The sequence below is a fragment of the Tolypothrix campylonemoides VB511288_2 genome (genome assembly GCF_045999855.1).
In the GTDB taxonomy this organism is placed as follows: domain Bacteria; phylum Cyanobacteriota; class Cyanobacteriia; order Cyanobacteriales; family Nostocaceae; genus Scytonema; species Scytonema bouteillei_A.
This window is the reverse complement of record NZ_JBFPMW010000015.1, coordinates 139,737-158,554: the sequence shown is the minus strand read 5'-3', so window position 1 is coordinate 158,554 and position 18,818 is coordinate 139,737. Positions and strand designations below refer to the sequence as shown.

Sequence of the window (18,818 nt, the reverse complement as noted above, 5' to 3'; positions counted from 1 at the left end):
AACAATTTCTGGTGCTTAAATCTGTAGAGTACTTTATGGTAGTAATTATAGCAGCGTTCCATTTGCGTAATTAGGTAAGAAAGTAACAAAAACTACAATTATGGAACAAAGAACAGTTTTGATTATTGATGATTGTGCGGAAGATAGGGAGGTTTATCGTCGTTATTTGCTACAAGACCGTGATTGCGGCTACAAGATTTTGGAAGAAGAATCAGGAACAGGAGGATTGATGTTGTGTCAGCAGTTCAATCCCGATACCATCTTAGTCAACTATATGTTGCCTGACATGAACGGGCTGGAATTTTTAGCACAACTCAAACAACAGACACAAGGAAACGTTCCACCAGCGATCGTGCTTGCTGGACGGGGAAATGCATCGATTGTTATTCAAGCGATGAACAGGGGTGTGTGGAATTATTTGGTAAAGGAGCAAATGACTGCGAAGGATTTACTGTTTGCCTTAAATGATGCTATGGAATATACCCGGTTACGGGAAAGCCAGAAGTTGCTTCAAGAGATTACGAATACAACTCCTGGTATTTTATATATTCAAGATATTGTGGAACAGAACAATATTTATATCAATCGTCAAACGACTGAAGTTCTTGGTTACACGCCCCAACAACTTCAAGCCATGGGAGCCAGAGTGCTTGAGGAGTTGATGCACCCTGAGGATTTGCTTCGAGTCTCCAAACACTTTCAAGATTTTGACTTAGTTGAAGATGGCAAGATTGTAGAATTTGAGTATCGAATGCGCCATGCCAACGGGGAATGGCGATGGTTTTGCAGTCAAGAAACTGTATTTAAAAGGAATTCTCAAGGTTCGGTGCAGCAGATTTTAGGTACAGCACTTGATATTACCAGACACAAACGGGCAGAAGTTGCGCTGAAACAGCAGTTGTTAAGGGAACAACTCGTCACAAAGATTGCCCAACACATTCGCCAATCTCTCAAGCTTGAAGAAATTTTCAAGACAACTGTCGATGAAGTGCGCCAGTTTCTTCAAACCGATCGCGTGCTTCTTTTTCGTTTGGAACCTGACGGTAGTGGTACTGTAGTTATGGAATCTGTCAGTTCCAACTGGCCTTCAATTGTATCAACTAACATTTTCGATCCCTGTTTTCGAGATAGCTGGGTCGAACCCTATCGTCTGGGACTGGTGGTTGCAAAAACGGATATCTATAACTCAGGAATTGACCCGTGTCATGTAGAGCTACTAGCGCGGTTTCAAGTTAGGGCTAACTTGGTCGTTCCCGTGCTTCAAAAAGAGCAATTGTGGGGGTTGCTGATTGCCCATCACTGTGAAGCGCCCCGACAGTGGCATCAATTTGAAATTGATTTACTAAAGCAATTGGCAACTCAGGTAGGAATTGCTATCCAACAAGCGACACTTCTCGAGCAGGCTGAAGCCGCTAACCGTGCAAAAGATGAGTTTGTGGCAATGGTAACGCACGACTTACGAACTCCCTTAAATGGCATTTTGGGTTGGACTCATCTGTTGCGTAATCTGAAGTTAGATGAAGCTGCGTTTGCGCGTGGGTTGGAATCTATCGAGCAGAGTGCTAAGTTTCAAGAAAAATTGCTCGAAGATTTGCAGGATATCACGCGTATTATTCAAGGGCAATTGAAACTTCAAGTGAGTGAAGTCAATTTGGTGGATGTCATTCAAGCCGCCCTGGAAACTGCTTACCCCCTCGCTTACGATAAAACTTTATGTTTGGAATCAATACTTGACAATTCCATTGAGACTATTTCAGGCGATCCCAAGCGCTTACAGCAAGTTTTAGGCAATTTACTTTCTAATGCTATTAAATTTACTCCTAATGGAGGCAGAATAAAAATGCAATTGGAGCGGGTTGATAGTTTCGCTCATATTACAATAAGCGATACGGGTTGCGGTATTAGTGAGGATTTTCTCCCTTACGTGTTCGAGCGCTACCAACAAGCCAAAGGCGCTCGTTACAGAGATGGTTTGGGGTTGGGGTTAGCGATCGCCCGTCATTTAATAGAGTTACACAATGGAACAATACAAGTCTCGAGTCCCGGTATTGGACAAGGAGCAACTTTCATCATTAAGCTCCCGTTAGCTCACAACCAGCAATAGAAGACTTCCCAATAAAAATGTCTCAAAATTGACTTCTTGTGGTACTTTGTATACTGCCCATCCTTGTTTTATCTGCGGATACGATGCAAAGAACCACAAGATGGGATAATTTAAGCAAGAACAAAATGACCGGATAATTTTTCATTTGACCTAATTTTCCCAGCCAGTATGAGTCAAGATACACAGACTTGGTATATAGTCAAGCGTACTGAGGGTCATTGCGAAATACTCCCCAGTAGCCAAGCCAATGAAGAAAACAAGTTAGAAATTATCGAACGATGGGGACCGTTTGAATCTCAAGGAGAAGCGATCGCTCGTCGCGTAGGACTTATTCGAGCGGGGAAATGTCAACCAGTCTAGAAATTATGAATTATGAATTATGAATGAGAAAACTTCATAATTCATAATTCATAATTCATAATTCTCACGTTCCTGCTCGAGGATTCCCTTTCTGAGCAATTTCTTTACCTAACACTTCCACAGCTTTAGCAAACTGAGGGTCTTGTAGAGTTGCTACTTTTTCACGTTCGCCAAGCCACAAGTCCTGTCGCTGTTTATCATTTAAATCCACGACTACGTCTGGATGAATCCCCGCCTTATTAATATCCTTTCCACTGGGGGTAAAATACTTGGCGATCGTGACAGCAATTCCCGAGCCATCATCAAGAGGACGAACGGATTGTACCAAGCCTTTACCAAAGGTTTGACTACCAACTAGTACAGCACGCTTGTTATCTTGCAAAGCGCCTGAAAGAATTTCACTTGCACTCGCTGAACCTTTGTCTACCAAAATCACCAATGGTTTGTTAGTTAAAGCACGTCCGTTAGCCGTTTCTCGTTCTACTTCTGCATAGCGGTCTTTAGTAGAGACGATTGTGCCATTATTCAACCACATGCGAGCAATTTCTACGCTTGAGAAGAGCAAACCACCAGGATTATTCCGCAAATCTAGAATATATCCAGCGACTTGTTTGTTTTCTAAAGTCCTGATTGCTTGTTGCATTTCTTTAGCGGCGTTGGCGCTGAACTGCTTCAGACGGATATAACCAACATTACCCACTGGTGTTTGTTTAGTACTCGCTTCTACAGGATGGATTTCAATTTTCGCCCGTGTAATTTTAAACTCTTTTGGCTGGTTATTCCGCAGAACTGTTAGATTGACGGCTGTTCCCGGTTCGCCTCGGATCAAGGATACGGCTTCATTGGTATCCATGCCCTCTGTACTTTTGCCGTTAATTTTGGTAATAATGTCTTTTGCTAAGATACCTGCTTTAGCTGCTGGTGTATCTTCAATTGGAGCAATGACAGTCAGTTTTTTGGTTTTCTCATCCATACCAATTTGGATACCAATACCTGTCAGTTCTCCAGAGGTATCCACCTGCATATTTTTGAATTCCTCTGGGTCCATAAACCGGGTGTATGGATCGTCGAGCTTCTTGAGCATTTCCCGGATGGACTTGTAAGCTTCTTGCTTATTGGTATATGACTTGTTTAAGTACTCCTTACGAACAGCTTGCCAATCTACCTGATTGAACGTACCGTCTACATATTGGCGTTGAATAATTTGCCAAACTTCATCTACTAATTCTTTTGGACTTTCTTTAAATAAAGCCTGTCCCTGCGAGTGAATGCCGAGGCTAGTGACTGCGATTGTAGCTAATGTCACCGCCGTAGCTCCCAAAACAAGCCCACTTCTTGTAATCACCATAATGACAGCTGCGCCAGACGGAAAATTTTGTATATTTCAGTATGCTCAATCTAACACAGGGTTCCTCTGTACAGAGTGAACATAATTGTTTATTTCAGAAAAATCCTTTGCAATCCGGCGACCGAGGCGATCGCCAGTACAAAAATTGTTGAAAACTTTAAGGATCTACCCAGCGTCCATCAGCCTTTATTAAGTTAATCAATTCTTCTACTCCTTTATCTTCAGGAACTTTCTTGATTTCTTCTCTCCCTCTATAGAGAGAAATATAACCGGGTGTTTTACCGACATAACCGTAGTCAGCATCAGCCATTTCTCCGGGTCCATTGACAATACAGCCCATAACTGCTATGTCTAACCCGGTGAGATGTTTGGTTGCTTCCCGCACTTGATGGAGCACTTCTTCCAAATTAAACAGTGTACGCCCGCAAGAAGGACAAGCGACGTACTCCACCATAGTCTTCCGCAATCCCAGAGCTTGCAAAATACTATAGCAGACAGGAATTTCTTTTTCTGGTGCTTCTGTGAGGGATACACGAATTGTATCGCCAATACCATCAGCTAAAAGTGTCGCAATGCCAGCTGTCGATTTAATGCGTCCGTATTCCCCATCTCCTGCTTCCGTGACACCTAAATGAAGGGGGTAATCCATACCCAGTTCATCCATCCGCTTTGCCATGAGACGGTAAGCGGCTACCATGACTGGTACGCGTGAGGCTTTCATGGAAATAACAATGTTATGAAAATCTAAAGATTCACAAATGCGTATAAATTCTATGGCTGATTGCACCATACCTTCAGGAGTATCGCCATAGGTAAACAACATTCTCTCAGCCAAAGAACCGTGATTCACCCCAATTCTCATGGCTTTGTTTTGATCGCGGAGAGAAATTACCAGTGGTGCTAGAGTTTCACGGATTTTTTCTCCGATTTCGTCAAATTCCGTAGGGGTGTACTCGGTTCTGTTGGGGTTTGGTTTTTCAAAAACATACAAACCTGGATTAATGCGTACCTTCTCTATATGTTGGGCAACTTCCAGGGCAATCTTCATCCCATTATGATGTACGTCCGCAACAATCGGTACATCTTGGTATGTTTTGATTAACTTTTGTTTAATCTCAGACAGCGCTTTAGCGTGAGCTATGCTCGGGACAGTTACGCGCACGATTTCACAGCCAATTTCATGCAGGCGACGAATCGCAGCCACAGAACCATCTATATCTAGAGTATCTTCGTTAATCATTGACTGCACGACAACTGGGTGACCACCGCCAATGGTGACATTGCCAACTTTTACAGGGCGGGTTTTGCGCCGTTTTATCGTGGTATCAAAGGTGGGTTGACTCGGAACTGTGTTGGACTCTGTAAGTATTGGCAAGGTTTGCATAAGTTAATAGAAGTGATTTTTGTAGCGAGGGTATCAAATTTAAAAAGACTCTGCTTCTCAGATTGCCATAGGAGGGGCAAATTTTGTGATGGATTTGGAGAAAAAATTTCTTGGGGTTCTTGAGTCCCCCAAGCTCTTAAAAAATCCAGTTTCTTGGAGGCGCTATTTCGCACAAGCACAATTTCTTCCTCGCTGTTTAGCAGCATAAAGGGCTTCATCAGCTTTAGCTATCAATTCTTCTAGAGAAAATGTCGGTGCTGGAATCATGCAGGTGACTCCCAGGCTTAAACTAACGCAAGGGCTTACTTCTGACTGGGCGTGAGGTATTTTGAGATTTTGAATTTCTATCCTTAGCGCTTCAGCAACTTTGAGAGCACCCTCAAGATCGGTGTTGGGAAGAATGACTGCAAACTCTTCCCCACCGTAACGCGCTACGAGATCGGCGGGACGCCTGACAGCATAAGTCATAGCTTTTGCCACTTGTTGCAAACATTCATCGCCTTTTTGATGTCCGTAGAAATCGTTATAACGTTTGAAGTAATCTACATCGCACAAAATCAAAGACAAAGGTTGTTTTTCCCTTGACAGGCGATTCCATTCTTGAGATAAGCATTCATTAAAGCGGCGGCGGTTAGCAACTTGAGTTAAACCATCTAATAAAGCGAGGCGCTGCAACTCTTGATTGGCTTTTTCCAATTCACGTGTCCGTTCTGCCACTTTGTGTTCTAGGGTATATGCGTATTTCTCTTTTTCTGCATAGAGTTGGGCATTTTCGATAGAAATAGCGGCTTGGGAACAGAGCAATTTAACAATTTCCAATCGTTCGGAAGTAAAAGCACCAGGGGTGAGATTATTTTCCAAATAAACTATACTCGTCAGTCTGCCTTGATGAATGAGTGGAGCACATAAAACGGATTGCGGTTTATAGTTATTTATATAAGGATCTGAAGTAAATTGACCTTCACAAGTTGCGTCGTGTAAAACTATATTTTCTTTAGTACGATTGACATAATTAATAATAGATAGAGGAATGATTCCGCAATTTTCTAGTGCAATTGACTGCAAGACAACTGGAGTGCAATCTAAGTTCTCTACAACTTGAACTAGCCAATGAACTTGATTTTCCAAAATTAACAATCCTTTTTGCGCTCCGGCATTTTTGATGACAGTCTGCATCAACTTAGCCAATAATTTCTCCAAAACAATTTCTTCAGAAAGAGTTTGAGATGCTTTCATAATTGTAGCCAAATCCAGGCTGGAGGAATGATTTCTTTCTGAAATGGCTCGTGGTGTAGATACTCTCAGTTCATAGCTTTGCGATCGCCTGTCCCAAAACGGTTTTTTCAATAAATCTAAATAGTGGTTATCTAAATCTTGAACTTTTGCCAATGCACCCCAGCATAAATAGCAGTAACGAGCATCCTGCATATAAACTTGAGCGATTTTTTCTTTGCCTTGTGTAAGGTAAAACTTAGCTGCTAATTCATAACAAAGTGCTTCTTCATTAAGATATTCATTTTTTCTAGCTAAGGTAATAGCTTGTTCGTAAGAGTTCATTGCCTTGCAGTCTTGACCTTGCACTCTGTGCCATTCTGCTTCTAGTAAAGATAACTTATGTAAAATATTCATTGGCGCATATTTCGCCCATTTTTGCAATTTTTTATAATTGGCTTTGATCCTTTGATGCAAAAGATGTTTTTGTTTTTTATCCCTATAAGGATAAACAGCCAATCGAGCTAAAGAATCATAAAAATAGATTGTAGGAACAGCTAGTGCTCCCAATCCTCCCTCTAAATATTTTTCTGCCATCATGGCACTGTTTATAGCTTGTTCGTATTCTCCGAACAAGTAATTCAATACTAACTTATGGCTAAAGACATCAAAGGCTTTGCTATAGTCTCTTGCTTCAATAGCTAAAGCCAGACTTTCTAATTCATTGTAACTTTCACCGATTAAATAGCAGGGATTTTCAGACTGACCTAGTAGATTTAAAGCCATTTGTCGTTGAATATTGATATTATCAACGCTCCGTTCTTGCTTGTATTTTTTAATAGCATTAGTATAGTAGTAAATTTCTCGTTCAGTGACAGCTAATTCTTGACCGAGAAAACAGCAATAATTGGAGTACATTTTAGCGCAATAAGCAGCATATTCAAAATTTCCATTCTCTATCCCGCTAATATAGCCCTCCTTTAAAGGTTCTAATGAACGCTTACCGTGTTCTCGCCAAGGTTTAATAAAACTATAAACAGATAAGAATACACTCGATTTAACCTGACGGGCATTATATAAATCCAACAATTTTAAAGATAATTCACCAAAACGATACCCTGTATCAATGTCTCCTAAAGCTCCACATAGAATGGTACCGTAACAAGCATATATATAAGCGGATATTTCAACATTGCCATATTTTACTAATAAAATAATTGCTTTTAAAATAAAAATTATTAATAAATTTGAGGCTGCAATATAAGCAGTAGCAAAAAGTTTGCAAAAAATAGAAATAGCAGCTTTCTTGTCAGAAGCCGTCATGGGTGGCAAATCAATTAAATCCTCTACTCGTTTACCCAGCAAAACAAATTTTGTTTCCAATAAAGAAAACATAATATGAACTTGAGTAGCTTTTCTTGGTAAGCGCATTCCTAGGAGGTTGAGAATAGTTATACCAATATCGATCGCTTCTATTAGCTTCCCTTGTGCTGTGTAAGCGGCGATTTTAACTTCATAAGCTTTGACTTTATCCAATAAAACTTCAGCATATTGCAGCACGGTAGCACTTAATTCTTCCATTTCCTCAAAATGACCGCTTAAGTAAGCAGTTTCTGCGGCTTCTGCGTACAAATCTAATGTCATTTTGTACTGTTTTTGCCATCTATCTGGTGCTAATAGTTCTAAGCCATATGTCAAATAAGTAAACGCAGCCTGAAAAGCAGCTGATGCTTTTGCTTTCTGACCGGCTATTAAATTGAATTTTGCTAATTCATCTCGTTGTTCTTGATTATCTAACAACTTGCTACCTAAATTCAATTGATTCACAATATCAAAAATTTTCTCTTCTTGCTGTTTTAATGGTGTATTATTAAGTAGCACTTGCCCGATTTGTAGATGAATGTATGGCTTATCATTATCTGAAATGAGAGAATAGGCAGCTTGTTGGACGCGATCGTGTACAAATCTGCAAGCAATGCTTAAGTTATCTAAGCTACAGTCTATTTGCAGAAATTTATAATCATAATTCAGGGGTATAACTAAACCATCTTCTATCGCCGATCGTAGATGTTGCCCCGTTTCTTTTGTTAAATTTTTATCTGCTATTGACAAAGTATTTAAATCGAAATAGTTGCCAATACAAGCAGCTAATTTTAAAATTTTTTGTGTGTTTTCTGGTAGTTTTTGAATTTTGTTAGCCATCAGTTCCACGACATTACCAGTAATATCTCTCGCTCGAATTTGCTGAATATCCCATTGCCACTTCCGTACTGAAAAATTAAAATATAACAGCCCTTCTGTGTATAGAGATTTGAGAAACTCATTTAGAAAGAAAGGATTACCTTGAGTTTTTTCCAGTACTAATTCTGCTAAGGGCTTTGTCTTCTCACAAGCCATGTTGAGCGTTTCAGCAATTAATTGATTGATATGATTTAAATCTAAAGGTGACAAAAAGACAGAACTTACACAGACTTCAGCGGTTTGTATTTCTGATAAAGTCCTTATTAAAGGATGAGTTGTACTGACTTCATTGTCCCGATACGCTCCAATTAAAAACAGATATTTATTCTCTTTATCTGTCATCATTGACTGGATTAATTTTAAAGTAGCTAAATCTGCCCACTGTAAATCATCTAAAAAAATTACCAAGGGATGTTCTTTTTGACAAAACACTCCTAAAAAATTTTGAAAAACCAAATGAAAGCGGTTTTGAGCTTCTGTAGGAGCTAATTCTGGCAATGCAGGTTGTTCACCAATAATGAGTTCAATTTCCGGAATCACATCAACAATGACCCGTGCATTACTCCCCAGACTTCTAAGGAGTTTATCTCGCCACTGTTGTAATTGGGTCTCAGTTTCTGCAAGCAATTTTCTGACTAATTGAGTGAATGCATTAACCACAGAACTATAAGGAATATTGCCATGAAGTTGGTCAAATTTTCCAGAAATAAAATAACCTTTATACTTAGTTATTGGTTTGTAAATTTCTTGTACTAATGCTGATTTTCCAATCCCAGAGTAACCGGAAACTAGCATAAATTCTTTTTGCCCCAGGCTAACTCGCTCAAAAGCGGTTAATAAAGTCTTGATTTGTTCTTCTCTCCCATATAATTTTTGGGAGATTTGAAATTTATCGGAAATATCCTGACTGCATAAATCAAAATCAATTATATTCTGTTGATGTTGTAATTGATGGAGGCAAACTTCTAAATCAGCTTGAATACCATAAGCACTTTGGTATCTTTCTTCTGCTGTTTTTGCCATGAGCCTCATAATAATGTTTGAGACTACAACAGGAACTTGTGGATTTACAACATGGACTGGTACTGGTTGTTTGGCAATATGGCAATGTACCAATTCCATTGCATCCTCAGTTGGAAAAGGCAATTGATTGGTTAGCATTTCATAAAAGGTAGCACCTAAGGAATAAAAATCGCTTCGGTAATCAATTGCACGATTCATTCTACCTGTTTGTTCGGGAGAAATATAAGCTAAGGTTCCTTCTAAAGCATTGGTATTTTGAATATCAGCGCTATCACGTGTTAAGATAGTAGACAAGCCAAAATCTATTATTTTTAATTCTCCTGTTTTAAAATTAAAAACAATATTCGATGGATTAATATCTTTGTGAATAATATTGCTTTGATGAATTTTCTCCAAAATTTCACTAATTCTTATACTTAATTTGAGAAATTCCTCGACAGTTAGTAAGCTTTTTCCTAATAGTTTATCTAAAGAGTCACCACCAAAATCTTCTAATAATATGATTAAGGTGTTTTGATACTTTTGTAAGTCGTAAGACTTAATCACTCCCTCTAAATTCAAATAGCGAGTGATTTCATATTCCTGTCGGTAGCGCACCAGTTCTGCAGGGGTTGGATAGTCTTCTTTCAGCAGTTTTAAGATCGCAGGTTGACGATCTGCTTCTCGGATACCACGGTAAACTAGAGAATTACTACTTTCATATATTTGGGCTAACACTTGAAACCCTGGTAGTTTAACCATAATACAAATTGATTTTTTAAGAAAAATTAAGTTTGCTGAGATCTCTGACTGCTTTAAGAAGTTGGAAATCTAGCGTACTTCATCCATTTCAGTTTAATTTCTACAACTGAATCTATATTTTGTTTTTTTACAATTCTGTATATTGATTTAATAGTAAAATTATGATACGAGACTTTGTGAGTATAGCTTCTCGACACCTGCGTTGTCACTGCGTTAGTATTGAGCTTTATTAAGTAAGCATTTTTTAGAGATATAGTTAGTAAAATCCGTAATAATAAATTTTTCAGTTAATCTGTGTTTCAGTCTCATGTAAAAGAGTAAAGAACTAAGTTAAAGGAGTGTAGTTGTATTTAGCACGCATTATAAAATAGCTTGACAATTCAGGTGATAAAAAAACAAAAATCTAAATTTATCATGAGCACCTCAACATCAACCCAATTTCCAATTCCATCTCACTTTAATCCCCAAAAAGTTGGTGAAGTTTGGCGAGTTCCCTACCAACAACGTGCTGAAGAAGCTAGAGATTGGGCAAAAAAACATAATATCCAACCAGCTTCTGAAGACAAAAATCGTGTTTGCCTACTATTAATAGATGTACAAAATACTTTTTGCCTGCCTGATTTTGAATTATTTGTAGGAGGCAAATCCGGTAGAGGAGCTATTGATGATAATATCCGTTTGTGTGAGTTTATTTATCGAAATTTAGGTGCGATCGCAACAATTGCACCTACTATAGATACTCATACAGCAATGCAAATTTTCCATCCCATTTTCTGGGTTAACCAAGCAGGTGAACATCCCATCCCCACTGCTACTAGTATCACTCCAGCCGATATAGAAAAAGGGAATTGGAAAGTCAACCCTAGTGTTGCTTACAGCCTTGGATACGAATATGAGTTACTGGAAAAACACGCCTATCACTACGTTCAACAGTTAAGCCAAGGTGGTAAATATCCACTAACAGTTTGGTCTTATCACTCCATGTTAGGTGGTATCGGTCATGCTTTAGTTTCATCTGTAGAAGAGGCAATTTTTTTCCACTGTATTGCTCGTAACAGCCAAACCCAGTTTGAACTAAAAGGCAATAATCCTTTAACAGAAAATTACTCAGTTTTAAGCCCGGAAGTTTTAGACGGTTTTGACAAACGTCCTATTGCTCAAAAAAATACTCGCCTAGTTCAGCAATTGTTAAAATTTGATGCGATCGTTATTGCCGGTCAAGCTAAAAGTCATTGTGTTGCTTGGACGATTGCGGATTTATTAACAGAAATTCAGCAAATAGATTCTAGTCTAGCGAAAAAAGTTTACTTGCTGGAAGATTGTACTTCCCCTGTTGTCGTTCCTAATATAGTAGATTATACCGAAGCAGCCGACGCAGCATTTGAACGATTTGCTGCTGCTGGAATGCATCGCATTAAATCAACTGATGCTACTTTTTAATTTGGTTGAAATACCTGACCTTCAAGCACTTAGGTGTAGGAAGACATTCCCAAGCTAAGCCTGGGAACAAAGACAAGGTGCTACGCATTCATCCCACTACTGAAGCGTGTGGGCTTTCTGCTTTTATTGCTGTAAATACCCCCGTGGATCTTGAGCCGTCCAACCCAAAGAAGAACTGGAACGGACTTCAAAATGAAGGTGAGATTGGTTGATGGTGGGCGTTCCAGTTGTACCTACAGTCCCCACTAAATCTCCTTTTTTCACGGGCTGACCGACAGAAACCTTAATGCTATCAAGATGGGCGTAACGGCTTTGCAACCCACCACCATGATTGATAATGACCAAATTTCCATAAGTACCTTGTTCTTTGGCAAAAGCAACAGTTCCATCACCGATCGCTTGTACGGGAGTTCCTGTTTCTGCTGACAAATCTATACCACTATGAAAGAACACTTCACCATTGGTAGGATTTGTTTGCCAACCATAAGAAACTAGCACTTTAGCAGCTGCTGGTAGTGGATAACCAACTAATTTAGTTGGAGTTGCAGTGGAATTGGGACTATCCGTTACAACCGAACCTGGCGATCGCTTCTCTGGTACAAACACAACTTTGGGATTTTTCTGACAACCGTTCACCTCAAAAAGTGCGTCCGGACGAATTTTATATTTGAGTGCGATTTGTCTCCAAGTTTGCCCGCGAGGGACTTCAACTACAATTCCGTTATAGGGAGGAATTTGAATTTCACTTCCAACAGTCAACTTGCTGTTTTGTAGAGCAGGATTCATGGCAATAATAGTTGTTGGGGTGAGATTGTAGCGTTGAGCTATACTTGCCAAAGTTTCACCTACAGCAACGGTGTGCCGTCTAAAGCGTTCTAATGCTGGAGTTTGGCAACCTGTCCCTTGTGTTTGAGCTAGCAAGGGGTTTGAGTGTGTATACACTGCTCCAAAAATGTTAGCGATTATTGTACTGAAAAACAGTAGACGATAAGGAAAATTCATGTATATAAAGGAGGCACTCAACTCTAGATTTTAGACGGCAAAAGTTTGTGAAAGGTTGTTGTTGGTTAGGGTTAGTTGTTCGTAAGTCACCTCCAACCACTAACCACTAACTCCCAACCACGAATTCCCAACCACTAACCACTAACTACTAACTATTTATGAAATTATCCTTAAAGCAACTGACTATTTATTTATCTCTACTATGTATTGGCGGTGCTGCGGGCTTACTAGGTAGTCTATACCTCCCATCACAAAATCGCTTATTTCGTGAGTTAAGAAATGTTACAGTTTCTCTGCCCTCAGAGACCTCTGTTTCAAATCCTATTGGAACACAAGTTGGGATTCCTAATGGTGATAACGTGAATTTTATTGCATCTGCCGTTCAAAGAACTGGACCTGCGGTGGTGCGAATTAATGCAACTCGCAAAGTTGCTAACCCCATCTCAAACGCTTTAAAAAATCCTCTCCTGCGGCGATTTTTTGGAGAGGAAGAACAACCATTCCCCAGCCAGCGAATAGAACGGGGTACCGGGTCTGGATTTATCTTGAGCAAGAACGGACGAATTCTAACGAATGCTCACGTAGTCTCAGACACAGATACCGTACAAGTCACTCTCAAGGACGGTCGAACTTATGAAGGGAAGGTGATTGGCGTTGATAGCGTGACAGATGTAGCTGTTGTCAAAATTTCGGCAAACGAGCTACCCACAGTGACATTAGGTCATTCACAAAATTTAATACCAGGGCAATGGGCGATCGCTATTGGCAATCCTCTAGGGTTAGATAATACAGTTACCATTGGCATTATCAGTGCCACAGATCGTACCAGCGCTCAAGTTGGTGTTCCTGACAAGCGAGTAAGCTTCATCCAAACTGATGCGGCGATTAACCCAGGTAATTCAGGTGGACCTCTATTAAATTCTCAAGGGGAAGTCATCGGTGTAAATACTGCTATTCGCGCCGACGCTCAAGGATTGGGTTTTGCCATTCCCATCGAAACTGCTGCTCGCATTGCGAATGAACTTTTTACAAAAGGACGAGTGCAACATCCTTTCTTGGGAATTGAAATGGTGGATTTAACTCCCGCCAAACAACAGCAGCTCAATCAAGAGTACAACTTAAACATTAAACAAAACGTCGGTGTTGCAATTAAGGGCATTGTAGAAAACTCTCCAGCACAAAAGGGAGGGCTTCGCCCTGGGGATATGATTCAAAAGATCAACGGCAAATCAGTCAAAACAGCCGCTCAGTTACAGAGACAGGTAGAATCGAGCGCTGTCGGCGACATTTTAGAAATAGAGGTCAACCGCGACTCTAAGAATCAAACTCTGAAAGTACAATTGGGTACTTATCCCCGTTAGCAGTTATCGGTCATCGGTCAAGGGGTTACCGAACCACCTGACTAATGACCGTTCGATAAATGATCTAATTGCATCCTCTGTTCCATTTGACGGAGGAAATATCCAGTCATCATCGCAGATGCTAACAGCCCAGCCAGATTGTCCCTGTCTGTTGTAATTTGCACGTTGAAATTTTCGGATGGTAACATCCCAACGAGCCCTTGGACGTTTTGTGAAATGATTTGTTTAATTTCAGGACTGACCGACTGGGCGACACGTGCTAAAACTTCAGGCGGCTGATGCTGCAAATACTTGAGCAACTTATTGGGATTATCCTCTAAGCCCTCATTCAGAAGTTGGCTGGGGTGTTCCTCAGGGTAGTCATTCAAAAAGTTTGGATCAAACACCATTGGCAAATTTTTTAGCTGAGTTGCTTATTCTACTCTAAACCATACTAGAAAGGACAGCCCTCTGTCAGGAGTACTAGCATTCATTCTGAGGTTAGAACTCCATTTATTTAAGGTTCTGCTTGCAGTTCTAGCTCTAGTTGTCTTTGCTCTTGACCGTTAGAGAATGGTTGGGGAAGTTGCTCAATTTGAAAATACTGGTGAAATTTTGAAGTCACTTGTAAGGAGTAAGAGCGCGACTCGCTATCTCGGCGTTTTTTCACAAAACCGAGTTCAACCAGTTCTTGAACTTGTTGATATGCGCCCGAACCCCGTAAATTTATCAAGTCACTTTGAAGGATTGGGCTGTGTAAGGCTATTGCCGCTAAAGTCCGCAATGCCCCTACTCCCAATTCTACGGGAATGAGAGTTTGCACCAAATCGTGAAAATCAGATCGCAGTTGCAAACTATAACCATCTGGGCTTTCTACGATTTCTAGGGCGCTATCTCGTCGGGCATATTCGTCAATGAGATCGATTATGCCTTCTTCTACTGTAGCGCGATCGCAGGCGGCATACTCGGCAAGTTCGCTGATAGAGAGGGGCTTACCCTTTAAATAGAGAATTGCTTCTATTTTCGTCGCTGCATTCATCGGTCAATATTTGTTAGTCATTAGTCATTGGTCATTGGTCATTGGTCATCAGTCATTTACATCGGACAAGTGACAAATGACAAAGTACACGTGACGAACAACAAGTGTTTGGGAAATTACCATAATATTTAGCACAAGTCAAGACTTTTTCACTAAGCCCGAAATATTGTATCTCAGTTTACCCAAAATATTGTTATAACCTACTTCAGCTCTCCTGCTGCCTAGTTTTAAGAATGAATTCCGCAATTGCCAAATCCTGTGGAGTTGTCAGTTTCAAATTGGTTTCTTCTCCTTGAACAATCCTGACTTCCATGCCACACTTCTCAAACAAAGCAGCATCGTCAGTGACCTCCCAACCTTGACGTACACCTTCAGCATGACACTGTTTTAATAAATTAACATCAAAACCTTGGGGAGTTTGTGCTGCCCACAGTTGCTCGCGGTTAGGAGTGCTTTGAATTATGCCATTGGTCGCAACAACCTTAATGGTGTCTTTAACTGGTACAGCAGCAATCAAACCAGGGCAATGGCGGATTGCTTCAGCACACCTATTAAATAGGTCTGGCGTTGCAAGACATCTAGCTCCATCGTGAATCAAAACTTGTTTTGCAGAGCTTGGCAACGCCAGTAACCCATTGTGAACTGATTCTTGACGGGTGGTACCTCCTTGAATCAGTTCCACTGGTTTAGTCAGCTTTAAGTTGGCAATAATCGTTTTAAAGTCTTGCCAATCATTGGGCTGGGAGATAATTCCCATCCACTCAATTTTCTCTGCAGCCTCTGCCGCTAGGAGAGTCCAAGCAATTATAGGATGTGACTGCACCATCAGAAGGAGTTTGTTACGGTGACTCCCCATTCTTTTTCCCGAACCCGCAGATGGAATTAATAAATGCACAAGATTCCTCGTTTATACTGGCTAATGCTAATAGCTAATGGCTAATGGCTAATGGCTAATGGTGAGACTAGCCCGCTCAGGCGGGTTTCCCACGCCCTGGCGACTGGCGAACAAGGGAGGGCGACCCCGTATAGCCCTGCGGGCATAGCTTCGCATCGCGTATAGCCCTTACGGGCATAGCCCAAAGGCATCGCGGAGTGTGCAAGGCACATAGCGTCTGTGCTCCTGAGATACAAGGGAGGGCTGATGGCTAATAGCTTATAAAACAATTAGCAGTTAGCCATTAGCTATTAGCAATCCTAAATCCCTATATTCTCCTAAAATAAGGAGCGAATGAGCGTCAAAATATATTATGCAAATAGTAGCCCTTGTTCCTGGCGGAATTGGCGATCAAATTCTCTTCTTTCCGACTTTAGACGATCTAAAGCGGAATTTGCCAAAAGCTCAGATAGATGTCGTCGTCGAACCTCGGTCAAAGACTGCTTACCGAGTCAGTAAATCAGTTAATGATGTCCTGGCTTTTGATTTCAAGGACCGTAACAGTCTGGCAGATTGGGGTAACTTGGTTGGTACTATTCGCGATCGCGAATACGATGTCGCTATTGCTCTCGGGCAAAGCTGGTTGGTGGGTCTTTTGCTTTGGTTGACTGGAATTCCTACCCGTGTTGGTTATCACGGCAAAGGGTCTGCTTTTCTCACCAATCCAGTGACTCTCAAAACAGGGCAGTATGCCGCTTGTATGTACCATGATTTGTTACAAGGCTTAAACATTAAAACTCCATGCCCGGAATTGTCAGTTAATGTCCCAAAACAAGATATTGATTGGGCTAATGCAGAACAACAACGGCTCGGAGTCAAGGACACTGGCTACGTTTTGATTCATGGAGGTGCAAGCGAATTATCTCAAGTCAAAGGTTTTGATAAAATTTACCCTGTTGAGAACTGGCAGAAAATTGTTCGGGATTTCCAACAAAAGCAACCCAATATGCCTGTGGTTGTTATCCGAGGTCCGGAAGACGAACAGTTTGTGCGCCGTCTGAAAGAGTCCGCACCTGACATTAAAATCAGTTCTCCTGACGACGTTGGCAAGCTAGCCGCTATGATTGCTGGATCGAATTTAATGCTGTGTACTGATAGTGCGCCAATGCACTTAAGTGTAGCTGTTCAAACTTATACCATTGCCTTATTTGGTTCCACAGATCCTTCTAAGCTACTGCCTAAGAGTGAAAAGTTCCTTGCCATTAAATCTCCAACCGGGAAAATGGAGGATATTTCTCCCTCAGTGGTGTTAGAGAAAATTTGGGGCGGTTGAGGCTCGGCTACCCGTAAAGCTTGATATTTTTTGTTATCTAAAATCCGCCTTTAGTTAGAGCGGATTTTATTGTTTTATTTTACAAAAAGGTACGGAAGCCGTATAGTATTAAGCTTCTATAGAAAAATATTTTTGGTAAAAAGTTGGCTGAAGTGAAAAATTTTCGGTAAATTTATTTAGAGCAGCTATTCATATATGTAAGCTAGAAAACATTTATCTCAGCTTCTCTACACGAGTCTTTAGCTGTAAATTTTCCTGGCTAACTATTTTTAAAGCCGAATAGCTAATGGTAACTCTTAGTTTAAGAAGAAAAGCAGGAGGCAAGAGGCTGATGGCAGAAAAAAGACAGTATAATTAAATACAGATTGCTGTTTGAAGGTGAATTGATACGATCCCCAAAGACTTTTCAGATATGCTTTGGGGAATCTCGGCTTCTTAGCAAAGATTTTGCGCCCTCAATCTTAAGTACGCTACAGATGTGTGTTCCTAAACTTACCTCTTGCTTTCAGGGTGGTGCATCGAAACAGAATGCGAGGAAAATTTTCAAAGGAAAAACAAAATGGCGATTCGGTTACATAGCTACATCAGTAGTGGTAAGCGTTACATCCAAGTAGAGAGCCAACCATCACATATCACTGGTGTGTTTAGAAGACTCATGCATTTAGAAAATACCCAAGATATAAAAAATGTGTGTTTCGAGTCTGAGGAAGACGGAACAATAACTTTCTATCAAGCCGCTAAAGCGGCTGAATTTGCTGATTCGGGAATTTGGACTTATCTTGTCTATGAATGTCCCGAAGATGAAGAACGGGCTTTTCTCGATCTCTCTATCAGTACAAGTGCAACACCTGTGTTACAACTCTTGACAGGACAAAAACTGGTTCAAGAAACTGTTGATATTGACGAGTATCTTAAATACCATTCCCTTCAAGACGAATATTTGGAGATACAATTACCTAAACAGTGGAAGACTCCTGAAGGTAAAGCGATCGCCAATCTTCTCTTAGAAGAGCAGAAGGCGTTCCAGTTGTCATCAGTTTTTGCAGAACATACAGGTATGGAGTACATGAAAGCTGTGTTAAACGGCTTTATTGAAGCAGCAAAAAAAATCTTAGAACAAGGTGGTACTCTGCGGGATTTTGAGTTAGCTCAATACGAGGTATTAACCAAGATAAAGAGCGATGATATGGCAAATTTGATTCTAGAATACAACGACTATAGAATTTGGCAGTCAGCATTACCCAGCCAATCTAAAGCTGTTGAATATGCTTTTCATAAAGCATTGACTTTGATTGGGTATGCTAATGGCTAATGGCTAATGGTTAACGGCTGATGGTGAGTCCAGCCCGTAGGGCGCGGGTTTCCCAACCATTGGGA

At 40.6% G+C, this 18,818-nt stretch carries 13 protein-coding genes; 6 read left to right on the top strand and 7 right to left on the bottom strand.

All coding sequences use genetic code 11. From position 1 onward, the window contains the following. Nucleotides 1-100 precede the first annotated feature (100 nt). Together AB0756_RS33535 and AB0756_RS33530 are read left to right on the top strand one after the other, a co-directional pair. Nucleotides 101-2,104 carry a hybrid sensor histidine kinase/response regulator gene (locus tag AB0756_RS33535; RefSeq protein WP_038074482.1) on the top strand — a complete coding sequence of 668 codons (2,004 nt, stop codon included), beginning with the start codon at nt 101-103 and terminating at the stop codon, nt 2,102-2,104. A gap of 168 nt (nt 2,105-2,272) precedes the next feature. Beyond that, entirely contained in the window at nt 2,273-2,464 is a 192-nt protein-coding gene (locus AB0756_RS33530; RefSeq protein WP_038074481.1) for a hypothetical protein, read from the top strand. A gap of 64 nt (nt 2,465-2,528) precedes the next feature. On the opposite strand, the gene ctpC is transcribed toward AB0756_RS33530, so the two are convergent. The 3 genes from ctpC to AB0756_RS33515 all read right to left on the bottom strand — a co-directional run bounded on the left by ctpC (nt 2,529) and on the right by AB0756_RS33515 (nt 10,413). Then, a complete protein-coding gene (ctpC, locus tag AB0756_RS33525) occupies nt 2,529-3,812 on the bottom strand; it encodes a carboxyl-terminal processing protease CtpC (protein ID WP_038074480.1) in 1,284 nt (427 codons plus the stop codon). A 157-nt stretch (nt 3,813-3,969) separates the two neighbouring features. Beyond that, on the bottom strand, nt 3,970-5,196 hold the full coding sequence (gene ispG, locus AB0756_RS33520) for a (E)-4-hydroxy-3-methylbut-2-enyl-diphosphate synthase (RefSeq protein ID WP_038074479.1): 1,227 nt from the start codon (nt 5,194-5,196) through the stop codon (nt 3,970-3,972). Between the two features lie 162 nt (nt 5,197-5,358). Beyond that, nucleotides 5,359-10,413, bottom strand: a complete 5,055-nt coding sequence (locus tag AB0756_RS33515; RefSeq protein ID WP_167844726.1) for a diguanylate cyclase domain-containing protein — start codon at nt 10,411-10,413, stop codon at nt 5,359-5,361. Between the two features lie 414 nt (nt 10,414-10,827). Here AB0756_RS33515 and AB0756_RS33510 point away from each other — a divergent pair, with 414 nt between their 5' ends. Beyond that, nucleotides 10,828-11,853 carry a cysteine hydrolase family protein gene (locus AB0756_RS33510; RefSeq protein WP_050045328.1) on the top strand — a complete coding sequence of 342 codons (1,026 nt, stop codon included), beginning with the start codon at nt 10,828-10,830 and terminating at the stop codon, nt 11,851-11,853. Nucleotides 11,854-11,976: 123 nt separating this feature from the next. On the opposite strand, the gene AB0756_RS33505 is transcribed toward AB0756_RS33510, so the two are convergent. Then, nucleotides 11,977-12,855, bottom strand: coding sequence for a LysM peptidoglycan-binding domain-containing M23 family metallopeptidase (locus AB0756_RS33505; protein ID WP_038074476.1), 879 nt, complete (start codon nt 12,853-12,855; stop codon nt 11,977-11,979). A 158-nt stretch (nt 12,856-13,013) separates the two neighbouring features. On the opposite strand from AB0756_RS33505, the gene AB0756_RS33500 reads away from it, so the two are divergent. After that, the gene (locus AB0756_RS33500) at nt 13,014-14,216 is read left to right on the top strand and encodes an HhoA/HhoB/HtrA family serine endopeptidase (RefSeq protein WP_038074474.1); all 1,203 of its coding nucleotides are present in this window, start codon (nt 13,014-13,016) and stop codon (nt 14,214-14,216) included. A gap of 41 nt (nt 14,217-14,257) precedes the next feature. On the opposite strand, the gene AB0756_RS33495 is transcribed toward AB0756_RS33500, so the two are convergent. The 3 genes from AB0756_RS33495 to ispD form a co-directional block, all read right to left on the bottom strand. Continuing rightward, nucleotides 14,258-14,605, bottom strand: a complete 348-nt coding sequence (locus AB0756_RS33495) for a DUF760 domain-containing protein (RefSeq protein WP_017746814.1) — start codon at nt 14,603-14,605, stop codon at nt 14,258-14,260. A gap of 107 nt (nt 14,606-14,712) precedes the next feature. Continuing rightward, the gene (gene scpB, locus AB0756_RS33490) at nt 14,713-15,234 is read right to left on the bottom strand and encodes an SMC-Scp complex subunit ScpB (protein WP_038074470.1); all 522 of its coding nucleotides are present in this window, start codon (nt 15,232-15,234) and stop codon (nt 14,713-14,715) included. Between the two features lie 205 nt (nt 15,235-15,439). After that, nucleotides 15,440-16,129, bottom strand: coding sequence for a 2-C-methyl-D-erythritol 4-phosphate cytidylyltransferase (gene ispD / locus AB0756_RS33485; RefSeq protein WP_072040713.1), 690 nt, complete (start codon nt 16,127-16,129; stop codon nt 15,440-15,442). A 352-nt stretch (nt 16,130-16,481) separates the two neighbouring features. Between ispD and AB0756_RS33480 the strand changes: the two genes are divergently transcribed. Both AB0756_RS33480 and AB0756_RS33475 read left to right on the top strand, forming a co-directional pair. Then, nucleotides 16,482-17,441 (top strand): glycosyltransferase family 9 protein, encoded by a 960-nt coding sequence (locus AB0756_RS33480; protein WP_038074465.1) that lies wholly within the window; start codon nt 16,482-16,484, stop codon nt 17,439-17,441. 559 nt (nt 17,442-18,000) lie between these two features. Further along, nucleotides 18,001-18,753, top strand: coding sequence for a hypothetical protein (locus tag AB0756_RS33475; RefSeq protein ID WP_038074462.1), 753 nt, complete (start codon nt 18,001-18,003; stop codon nt 18,751-18,753). Nucleotides 18,754-18,818: the final 65 nt, after the last annotated feature.

Excerpts from the sequence above, each read along its gene's own strand:
- AB0756_RS33495 (WP_017746814.1), bottom strand. The coding sequence starts at position 14,605 with ATGGTGTTTGATCCAAACTTTTTGAATGACTACCCTGAGGAACACCCC.
- AB0756_RS33530 (WP_038074481.1), top strand. The coding sequence starts at position 2,273 with ATGAGTCAAGATACACAGACTTGGTATATAGTCAAGCGTACTGAGGGT.
- AB0756_RS33475 (WP_038074462.1), top strand. The coding sequence starts at position 18,001 with ATGGCGATTCGGTTACATAGCTACATCAGTAGTGGTAAGCGTTACATC.
- ispG (WP_038074479.1), bottom strand. The coding sequence starts at position 5,196 with ATGCAAACCTTGCCAATACTTACAGAGTCCAACACAGTTCCGAGTCAA.
- AB0756_RS33500 (WP_038074474.1), top strand. The coding sequence starts at position 13,014 with ATGAAATTATCCTTAAAGCAACTGACTATTTATTTATCTCTACTATGT.
- AB0756_RS33535 (WP_038074482.1), top strand. The coding sequence starts at position 101 with ATGGAACAAAGAACAGTTTTGATTATTGATGATTGTGCGGAAGATAGG.
- scpB (WP_038074470.1), bottom strand. The coding sequence starts at position 15,234 with ATGAATGCAGCGACGAAAATAGAAGCAATTCTCTATTTAAAGGGTAAG.
- AB0756_RS33480 (WP_038074465.1), top strand. The coding sequence starts at position 16,482 with ATGCAAATAGTAGCCCTTGTTCCTGGCGGAATTGGCGATCAAATTCTC.
- AB0756_RS33505 (WP_038074476.1), bottom strand. The coding sequence starts at position 12,855 with ATGAATTTTCCTTATCGTCTACTGTTTTTCAGTACAATAATCGCTAAC.
- ctpC (WP_038074480.1), bottom strand. The coding sequence starts at position 3,812 with ATGGTGATTACAAGAAGTGGGCTTGTTTTGGGAGCTACGGCGGTGACA.
- AB0756_RS33515 (WP_167844726.1), bottom strand. The coding sequence starts at position 10,413 with ATGGTTAAACTACCAGGGTTTCAAGTGTTAGCCCAAATATATGAAAGT.
- AB0756_RS33510 (WP_050045328.1), top strand. The coding sequence starts at position 10,828 with ATGAGCACCTCAACATCAACCCAATTTCCAATTCCATCTCACTTTAAT.